Annotated in this window: 6 protein-coding genes; 3 read left to right on the top strand and 3 right to left on the bottom strand. The window is 63.0% G+C overall.

Translation table 11 applies throughout. The annotated features are described in order from the left end of the window. Window positions 1-751, top strand: a 751-nt coding sequence (locus ACFX43_RS06275) for a PucR family transcriptional regulator (RefSeq protein WP_378818348.1), incomplete at its 5' end; no start/stop codon positions are given. Between the two features lie 27 nt (window positions 752-778). On the opposite strand, the gene purU is transcribed toward ACFX43_RS06275, so the two are convergent. Both purU and ACFX43_RS06265 read right to left on the bottom strand, forming a co-directional pair. Then, window positions 779-1,630 (bottom strand): formyltetrahydrofolate deformylase, encoded by an 852-nt coding sequence (gene purU / locus ACFX43_RS06270; protein ID WP_378818345.1) that lies wholly within the window; start codon window positions 1,628-1,630, stop codon window positions 779-781. Beyond that, window positions 1,630-4,080 (bottom strand): FAD-dependent oxidoreductase, encoded by a 2,451-nt coding sequence (locus ACFX43_RS06265; protein ID WP_378818342.1) that lies wholly within the window; start codon window positions 4,078-4,080, stop codon window positions 1,630-1,632. The genes purU and ACFX43_RS06265 overlap by 1 nt, the downstream gene beginning before the upstream one ends. A 255-nt stretch (window positions 4,081-4,335) precedes the next feature. Here ACFX43_RS06265 and ACFX43_RS06260 point away from each other — a divergent pair, with 255 nt between their 5' ends. Continuing rightward, window positions 4,336-5,274, top strand: a complete 939-nt coding sequence (locus ACFX43_RS06260) for a tetrahydrofolate dehydrogenase/cyclohydrolase catalytic domain-containing protein (protein WP_378818339.1) — start codon at window positions 4,336-4,338, stop codon at window positions 5,272-5,274. Here ACFX43_RS06260 and ACFX43_RS06255 read toward each other — a convergent pair. Further along, window positions 5,230-6,360, bottom strand: coding sequence for an XdhC family protein (locus ACFX43_RS06255; protein ID WP_378818337.1), 1,131 nt, complete (start codon window positions 6,358-6,360; stop codon window positions 5,230-5,232). The genes ACFX43_RS06260 and ACFX43_RS06255 overlap by 45 nt on opposite strands. A gap of 421 nt (window positions 6,361-6,781) precedes the next feature. Here ACFX43_RS06255 and ACFX43_RS06250 point away from each other — a divergent pair, with 421 nt between their 5' ends. Further along, window positions 6,782-8,914, top strand: a complete 2,133-nt coding sequence (locus ACFX43_RS06250; RefSeq protein WP_378818335.1) for an NAD(P)-binding protein — start codon at window positions 6,782-6,784, stop codon at window positions 8,912-8,914. Window positions 8,915-9,196: the final 282 nt, after the last annotated feature.

The following is a 9,196-nucleotide window of genomic DNA, read 5'->3' as shown; positions in this document are numbered from 1 at the left end:
GCGGTCCCGCGACCGCGGCTCCACTCTGGTCCGCCGAATGCTCGACGGCACGATTGACCCCGATCAGGCCTATTCACAGCTCTGCGCTCTGGGGATTGGCCCAGGACCATGGCGTGTGACAGCTTGTCAGCGCAAAGGCGGTAGCTCGTCTGGCCCTGCCGAGAGACCCGAGGTCTCTCCGCGGTCAACCGACCACACCGCCGGTGGCCTCGCGCTGTCTGAGTGGGCGATCGTGCAGACGATCGTCAATGGCGTTCATCTTGTCTTGGTGACTGACGAGCTGTTCCATTCCAAGGAACTTGAAGAGGAACTCGCCGCATCCGGTGCAGTGGCGGGTGCCAGCCAGCCGTTTGCATCGGTCAGTCGCTTCGCTGACGCGGCCCGTGAGGCGCGCTGGGCCCTCGAAGGAGCACAGGAGTCTGGAGCGCAATTCGCCGTCTATGGGTCGCAGGGCGCCACCTTCATGCCTCGGACTGTCGCGGAGGGGGAGGCTGCGGTGCGTCGGTTGCTAGGTCCGGTCATCGACTATGACGCTGCGCACGACACTGATCTGATCCGCTCGCTGCGAGTCTATTTCTCGGTGAATCGCTCATGGCAGGAGGGCGCTCGTCGCCTGGGCATCCACAAGCAGACGTTGGTGTACCGCATCAGGAAGGTTGAGGAGTTGACCGGTGCTGATCTGCGGGAGTTCGGAACCCAGGCGGAGCTGTACCTTGCACTACGAACCTTGGATCTACTCAGCACAGAGTGATTATGCAATGTGACTCGGCCAGTGGGGTCATCGGAAAACCACCGTCTTAGAACCGTTGAGGAGCACTCGCTGCTCTGCGTGAGCGGTCACGGCACGCGCTAGCGCAAGTGCTTCTAGATCGCGGCCGATGGCGATGAGATCGCTCGCATCCATGGTGTGGTCCGCCCGCGTGAAGTCCTGCTCAATGATTGGCCCCTCGTCGAGATCGGCGGTGACGTAGTGGGCGGTAGCCCCGATCACCTTCACGCCTCGGGCATACGCCTGGTTGTAAGGACGCGCGCCCTTGAAACTGGGTAGGAGGCTGTGGTGGATGTTGATGGCCCGCCCCGCCAGGTCCCTGCAAAGATCGTCGCTGAGGATTTGCATGTACCGCGCCAGCACCACCGTGTCTACGGCATAGGTCGCCACAAGCTTTCGCAGCTCGTCCTCGGCGCTCCGCTTGCTATCGGGCGATACAGGGATGTGGTGGTAAGGGATGCCGTGCCACTCCACCAGGTCCCGAAAGCTCTCGTGGTTGGAAACTACCGCCGAGATGGAGGCTGGCATCGAGCCCGTGCGGACACGGTGCAGCAGATCGTTCAGGCAGTGGCCCTGCTTTGAGACCATCACTAGCATGCGATGCGGCTGAGAAGGGTCATGGAGTCGTGCTTCGGCATTGAGCGGCCCAGCAACCGTGTCCAGCAGCTCTCCACGTAGCTTGCGGAGATCGAGTGCGCCTTCGCGGGCCGCATGAACCCGCATGAAGAATAGGCCTGTGTCGACGTCGCCGAACTGCTGACTGTCGCGGATGGTGAAGCCGCGGTCCGCCAGGAAGCCAGCGACGAGTGCCACAATCCCCGGTCGGTCGGTGCAGGACAATGTGAGGATGAGATCGCGCATCAGGACTTGGGCCTTTCGGACTTGGGGTCGTACATAGGACGGAGTGAGGCAGTTGCGGTGACCCGTTCGCCCGCGACTTCGATGCTGTAGTCGCCCTCTTCGAACCAGGAGCGCGGAACGACCTCGTCGGCGGTGACCCATCCGAGCGCTACGGCGCCACCGAGCGCGTGCCCGTACTGGGCAGAGGCGACACGGCCGGCGAGGACTCCATCGCGGTAGATCGGCTCGTCGTGGACAAGCTGCTGGTCGGGATCATCGAGCAAGAACTGGACCAGACGACGGTCGACGCCGCGGTTTCGGATCTTCTCCAGCGCCTCGCGCCCGATGAAGCCTCCGGGTTTGTCCCACTTGACGGTGAAGGAGAGTCCCGCCTGAATGGGGTCATCAGCCGCTGAAATATCGTGTCCCCAGCTTCGGTAGCCCTTCTCGAGGCGGAGGGAATTCATGGCGTGGTACCCGACTGGCCGAAGTCCATGCGGGGCACCCGCTTGGCAGAGTAGGTCCCAGACGTGGTGCGCCATCTCACTGGGAATCAGCAGTTCCCAGCCGAGCTCACCGACGTAGGTGACGCGGGTGGCGCGGACGAAACCGAACCCGAGGTCGATCTCTCGCGACGCACCGAATGGGAACTCTGCGGCGGAGAGGTCGGCATCGGTGAGGGGTTGGAGGAGCCTTCGAGCTTCGGGTCCCATGACAGCAACCATCGCCATCGTGCCGCTGACATCCGCGACAGTGCAGAACTCGTCAGCGTCGATGTGACGCCGTAGTCGTGCGAGGTCGCGGTTCACGGTGGTTGGCCCCGAGAGCACCAGGAATTCGTGCTCCGCGATGCGAGTGACCGTGACGTCTGCCTCGATACCTCCGTACTCGTTGAGCCATTGCGTGTATACGAGCTTGCCGACCTCAGTGTCGATGTTGTTAACCGAGAGACGACTGAGTACCTTTTCGGCGTCTCGGCCCTGAACCAGCAGCTTGCCGAACGAGGAGGTGTCGATCATGCCGACACCATCACGGATCGCGGAGTGCTCAGCGGCGGAATGCTCGAACCAGTTCGCCCGGTCAAAGGTGTACTTGTACTCCCGTGCCACGCCGGGAGGGGCATACCAGTTGGCCCGCTCCCAGCCGGCCAACTCACCGAAGACTGCACCCGCTGCCTTGGTCGGGCCGTATAAGGGGCTGAGGCGCAGTTGACGTGCACTTGTGCGCTGCTGGAACGGCCAGTGGACGTCGTAGGCGAGGTCCAAGGTCTCGACGACCCGCGCTTCCAGGAAGCGCCGATTGACTTCATGCCGCTGCACTCGAGCTGGGTCTGTCTCGGGCATGTCGATGGGGGAGCGGCCATCGATTATCCAGTCGGCAAGCACGGAGCCCGCACCAGGTCCCGAGAGGAAACCAACCGAGTTGAACCCCGCCGCCACGAAGTAGTTGCGCAGGTCGGGCGCTTCCCCCAGATGATAATGACCGTCGGGGGTGAAACTCTCAGGACCCGAGAAGTGTAAGCGGATACCAGCGTCGGCGAGGACAGGGACCCGCTCCACCATCTTCTCGTAGAAGGGTCCCAGATGCTCCCAGTCCTCGGGAAGGTGGACGTACCCTTTGCTTCGTGGAATGCCTTTCGAGCCCCACGGGTAGCTGCCTGGTTCGAAGAACCCAACCATCAGCGCGCCCGCTTCGTCCTTGACGTAGGCGTACTCGTCGCCGCTCTTGAGCGTGGGCAGGTTGCGTGGCAGGTCCTTGATGGCTTCTGTGACGACGTAGTAGTGCGCGAGCGCTTGGAGTGGCACCGCCACCCCGGCCTTAGCCGCCACCTCGCGCCCCCACATCCCGGTGGCGTTGACGACGTATTCCGACTCGATGTCTCCTGCGGACGTGGTGACGCCGCTGATGCGGTCACCAGTCGTTCTGAAACCGGTTACCTCAACGCCTTCAATGACACGGGCGCCGCGAGCAGTGGCGCCGCGTGCCAGGGAGATCGTGGTGTCCGTAGCGGTGCCGCGTCCGTCTTCGGGGAAGTAGAGGCTCCCGTGGAGACCCGCCGGGTTCAGCAGTGGGTGGAGCTCAAGCGTCTGATCCACGGTGAGCAGTTCTGCGTCGATGCCGTTGCTGCGTACGACGCTTGCTTGGTGTCTGATCTCCTCGAGACGTTGCCTCGACGTGGCCAGGTTCATCGTGCCGGTCTTCACAAACCCCGTCGAGAAGCCGGTGTCCGCCTCAAGGTCTTGAAAGATCTCTAGGCTGCGCTGGACCACCTCACGGGTTCCCCACGTGCCGCGGGCCTGGGTGATGAGCCCGGCAGCATGCCACGTCGTACCCGAGGTGAGCGTGTTCTGCTCGAGGAGCACGACATCGCTCCATCCTCGGCGCGCCAAATGGTAGGCGGTACTCGCCCCGATGATGCCGCCACCCACGATCACGACCTGCGCGCGAGGGGGAAGTTGCTGCTCTCCCATGGATCCACCTTTCCGTCGATGTCCAGCCTCCGCCCGATGCCGGCCGTTGTTCCATGCGTCGAAGGGTCGACTTGGTGCAGTCCTCTTGTTCGATCGATCAACCCACGGACGTCCAGGTCGACTAGACGATCGCCGCAGTCGGTGGGAGCAACTCATCCGATCTGCCACTTACGTTGCAGCAAGGTCCGAGGCACTGTTTTCGCGCTAGTAAGACAGCCGCCTCAGCGCGGTGGACGCGAAAGGTCGGGCACGCAGATGGGACGGAAAGCCACGGTTATCGACGGCAATCGAGCGGCAAGCGGGGTGAAGGATGGTCTGAAGGGCCGTGTTGAGGCATTGGCGGGCGCCGGCCGACGGCCGGGACTCGGAACCATCCTGGTGGGTGACGACGCCGGCTCTCGTGCCTACGTCGCTGGCAAGCATCGCGACTGCGCGGAGGTGGGCATCGAGTCGCTGCGTATCGAGCTGAGGGCGTCGGCAAAACACGACGACGTGCTCGCGGCCGTCGCTCAGCTGAACGCGGATCCCCGCTGCTCTGGATTCATTGTGCAGCTTCCACTCCCGCGACATATCGACACACACGAAGTGCTGAATGCCGTGGACCCGGACAAGGATGCCGACGGCCTACACCCCACCAACCTCGGTCGTCTGGTGTTGGGGCAACCCGCGACGCTGCCATGCACTCCGCGTGGCATCTTAGAACTGTTGAGGGGGAACGATGTTCCGATCACGGGTTCGCAGTTTTGCGTCATCGGGTGTGGAACCACCGTCGGTCGGCCCCTCGGACTGATGCTGACGAGGCCGAGCGAGCACGCCACAGTGACGATGTGCAATGACGCGACCATCGACGTCGCCGCACACACGCGTGTCGCCGACGTCGTGATCGCCGCGGCTGGCGTCGCGCACCTGGTGAAGCCGTTTTGGATCAAGCCTGGCGCGACAGTGCTGTCGGTGGGAATCACCCGTACGGTTGAAGGCATCCTCGGGGATGTGCATCCCGATGTCGAACAGGTCGCAGGCAAATGGACGCAAGCTACCGGAGGTGTGGGACCCATGACGCGAGCGATGCTCCTGAAGAACGTCGTCGAACTGGCAGAGCGTGCTGCGTCTCCAGGAGATTCAACGACATCGACGACATCGACGAGAATGTCAACCAGAGTGATGGATGGCACCGCGCGTCTCCCGCAGGGGTGACCCGGTGCCGCCCCAACGGTGCGCGATGATCTCGGCCGCAATGCTGACTGCAGTTTCTTCGGGAGTTCGAGCTCCAAGATCCAGGCCGATAGGGCTCGACAGTCGATCGAGCTTGTCCTCGCCAACACCCACTTCGCGAAGCCGGGCGAGCCGGTCGCTGTGCGTGCGGCGAGAGCCCATCGCACCGATGTAGGCGGCAGGAAGGTCTAGAGCGCATTGCAGTAGAGGAACGTCGAACTTCGGGTCGTGGGTGAGAACCGTGATGACCGTACGCTGGTCAATGCGTCCAGCGTCGTGCTCCTTCGCCAAGTAGCGGTGTGGCCAGTCCACCACCACCTCGTCGGCCGCCGGAAACCGAGCCTGCGTTGCGAACACTGGTCGTGCATCGCACACCGTCACCTCGTAGCCGAGAAAGGAGCCGACATTCGTAACCGCAGCAGCGAAGTCGATGGCGCCGAAAACGAGCAGCCTTGGCTTTGGTGCGAATGACTGCACAAAGACCCTCATGCCCTCGCCGAGCCGCTCACCGTCGGGTCCGTAGGTCAGCAAACCGTTGTGACCGACGGCGAGCATTCCCAAGACGTCATCCGCGATCGCCTTGTCAGCGCTCAGGCTTCCCAGTGTTCCTGCCGTGGGCACGGCGACGCCTGCTGAGCGAACCACGAGACGCCGACCAAGCCGGGCGGGATCGGGGTGGTCGACGACCGTCGCGAGTGCTACGGGACGTCCACCGCGGACGTCGTCGACGACGTCAGAAAATTGGGGGAAGGACGTTCTGTCGATTCGCTCGGCGAAGATCTCGAGCTGTCCACCGCAGGTCAGGCCGACGGCAAACGCATCATCGTCGGAGTACCCATATTCTTCAAGCACCGGTGCCCCTTCAGCCACGACCTCGCGTACGAGCTCATAGACCGCCCCCTCCACGCAGCCGCCTGAGACTGAGCCGTGGACGGTCCCGTCGGCCACGACCGCCATGGCAGCACCGGGGTCTCGAGGGGCCGAGTTCGATGTACTCACAACAGTGGCGAGACCCACTGGTTCACCCTGGTCCCACCATCTCGTGAGTTCCTCCAAGATCTCGCGCACCGTATTTCCTTCCTCGCGATGTCGGCTAACCGTTGCAGTGCGACACCAGGTCGACACGAGGCCTGGGCGGCAGTCACCACATCAACCTAGGAGAGAATCTGGAACGCTACGTACACCGAGGCGGGCAAAGGTCCCCGGCTGCTTGCAGGTAACCGGCAACAGATCCTCGACCTCTCAGGGAGGTAGTAGTTCATTGTCGACGATGGCAGGGCTCATGCCCCTCCGGAACCAGTTGCAGAGATCCGGCAGGATGCAGCCTTCTTCCGTCTCTTCATGACAAGAGGAAGTCGAGGCGTCCGCCCTAGCGTTCCTCCACGATTGCGCCGGCTGATATGAACGTTAGGTATGTCGACGGTGCCGAACGCCTAGTTTCGGTGGGGTACCGGACGGTGCTGTCCCGCGATCACCGACGATTATCAACATGAGGTCCGTACTCGTGCCCCCAGCTGAACATCACAAGGTCCTCTTCGAGCCAATTGACATCGGGCCCAAGACTCTCCGTAACCGCCTTTACAATGTCCCGCACGGTACCGCATACGGGACGCTCCGCCCGGCCACCTGGGCGTCATACCGGGCAGCTCGTGCGGAAGGCGGATGGGCAGTCGTGTCGACGGAATTTTCCAGTGTCGATCCCAGCAGTGACGAGTGGCCCTTACACTCAAGCGACATCTGGGACGAGGAAGACGCCTGTCGCCATAAATTGATGGTGGATTCCGTGCATGATCATGGCGCTCTGGCGAGCATCGAACTCCATCACGGCGGCGTCCACGCGCTGCGTCGGCTCTCCCGTGAGCCCGCTCTCTCCGCGTCCGGCATGTCCTCTGACCTGCCCCCGCCGGCGTGCCCGCCGGGGACTCCGAAGATCATGAGCCGGAACGACATCGAAAGGGTCCAGCAGTCCTTCGTAAATGCCGCGGTGCGCGCTCGCGATGTCGGTTATGACATCGTGGACGTGCTTGCGGGGTATGGCTACCTGTGCGCGCAGTTCCTGTCGCCCTTTCACAACCACCGTACGGACGGGTATGGCGGATCGTTGGGGAACCGCGCACGGTTCTGGCTCGAGACGCTCAGTCAAGTCCGGGACGCCGTGGGTGGTGACTGCGCCATTGCGACGCGATTGGCAGTCGAAACGCAAGGTCCGTGGGGACAGAGCATTGACGACACCGTGGCGCTGGTACGAATGGCCGATCCGCTGGTCGACCTCTGGGACCTGAACGTCGGCTCCCTGGATTGGGGGAGCGATATCAGTCCCTCGCGGGTCATTCCCGAAGGCCGCAACCTGGAGCTCTTCGGGCGTGTGCGCCGCGCCGCGCAGAAGCCGGTGGTGGGAGTCTCGCGACTGACAAGTCCTGATCTCATGGCGCAGGCAGTCCGATCCGGGCTCATCGACATCGTTGGATCCGCCCGTCAGTCAATCGCGGATCCCTTCTTCCCGCAGAAGGTCCTGGAGGGGCGCACCGAGGACATCCGCGAATGCATGGGGATCAACCACTGCATCAGCAGCCTCGACCGGGGAAATCTTACCTGTGCACAGAATGCCACCTCGGGCGAGGAGTTCAGGCGCGGGTGGCACCCGGAGCGTTTCGACGTTCTCGCCCGTCCCGAAGTCAGCGTCCTGGTTGTGGGCGCCGGTCCAGCGGGTATGGAGGCGGCGATCGGTCTGGCGAAACGAGGAGCGGACATGGTGCACCTCGTGGACGCCGCGGAGCATCTCGGCGGGCATCTTCGACCAGTCGGGAGACTGTCGGGTCTGCAGGAATGGACGCGTTTCATTGACCATCGGATGATCCAAATTGGGAAGCTCCCGAATCTGCAGTTCATCCCATCGACCAGGTTGGATGCAGACGACATCCGCGACTACGGGGCATCGCATGTGGTCGTCGCGACCGGGGCTCAGTGGTCGGGCACGGGGCTCACGCCCGGTACGCACGCCCCACTGGAGGGCGTCGTCGAAGGGGCCGACTGGGTGTTTACCCCCGAGCAGCTGCTGATTGAGGGTCGGCGTCCCGTTGAAGGGAGCCAAGTCACCGTTTACGACGCTGAGGGCTATTACATGGGCGCTGGCGTTGCCCAGCTCCTCGCCGACGAGGGGTATAAAGTCGATCTTGTCACGCCACATGCTCAGGTGGCAGCTGAGGCGGATATGACGTTGGAGGGATCGGCGATCCGTGATTCGCTTCACGGCAGCGGCGTGGCCATGCATCGTGAGGTGTTGTTGAGTGCCGCCCAATTCGGGCGGATCTATGGAGTGGGTCAATTCGAGGAGCCCTTCACGCTGGAAACCGATGCACTCGTGTTGGTGACCGTGCGGGTCCCGGTCGACGGTTTGTACCAGGAACTCGTCCGTGATCATGAGGCGCTGGAAGAAGCGGGAATCGAAGCTGTCCACTGCATCGGGGATGCGCTCTCGCCGCGCCCGCTGGCCGATGTAACGTTCGAGGGTCACAGACTTGCGCGCGAGTTCGAGTCGCCCAACCCAGCGATCGCGCTACCATACAAGCGTGAGCCGCTGCGGCTTGTTCGGAGGGGCGCGTTCAGCGATCCTCTGGACTGATTTCCCGGTGAATCCCAGCGGATCAGAGGATTCGATAGTCACCTCGGTCGGTGAGTGATCCAACCAGTAAGTCGCCGAGCCCGGCACCGCGGGGCGGTGTGCCGATGGCCAAACGTTCGGTTATAACCACCGACCGCCCCAAGGCTCCAAGTTGTTCAGCGGCACCGGAGTTGACATGGCCAGAGTCTGCTGGTCTTCGGCCTGTCTTTGCCGTTGCAAGGAAGGCGACATCGGCCCACTTCCTCCTTCTGAATCCGACAAAGTAGCGAGAGTCTCGGGGCG

This window comes from Nocardioides sp. YIM B13467 (genome assembly GCF_042788075.1).
Lineage (GTDB): Bacteria > Actinomycetota > Actinomycetes > Propionibacteriales > Nocardioidaceae > Nocardioides.
The sequence above is the reverse complement of the archived record's forward strand: the minus strand, read 5'-3'. Positions and strand labels throughout refer to the sequence as shown.